This window comes from Ectothiorhodospira mobilis (assembly GCF_016584115.1).
Lineage (GTDB): Bacteria > Pseudomonadota > Gammaproteobacteria > Ectothiorhodospirales > Ectothiorhodospiraceae > Ectothiorhodospira > Ectothiorhodospira mobilis.
Genome location: NZ_NRSK01000075.1, coordinates 1 through 373 on the forward strand (window position 1 = coordinate 1; position 373 = coordinate 373).

At 63.8% G+C, this 373-nt stretch carries 1 protein-coding gene; it reads right to left on the reverse strand.

Annotated elements, in window-relative coordinates:
* Positions 1-373: GTP cyclohydrolase, FolE2/MptA family (locus tag CKO33_RS13210; RefSeq protein WP_200182690.1), on the reverse strand; the 373-nt coding region annotated here is incomplete at both ends.

A 373-nucleotide genomic window follows, 5' to 3' on the forward strand; every position in this document is an offset into this window, starting at 1 on the left:
GTGCAGCACGACGAACCAGCACGTCGAAACGGATGCTGAGGCGGGCGCGATCGGAGAGACCTCCGTGCGACTCGAGAAAGGCGTGCAGCAGATCCTGCAGCACGGTCGAGCTCAATGGCCGAGTACTGAGGTGGCGATCGACCAGCAAGTACAGCCGTGACATGTGGATACCGCGCTTGTCCGCCCGCGACAGGTTGACGAAGGCGCCCACCTGCGCGTTGGTGCGCTGCACCTCGCCATCGCCCGCGTCGAAATGTACCGGCACCTCGATGTTGTCCATGCCCACCCAGTCCAACGCACCGGTCAGATGCGGCTGTGCCTGGGAGGCGACATCGGGCATCAGGCGGGTGGTGTTTTCGTGGCTGTGCATGAT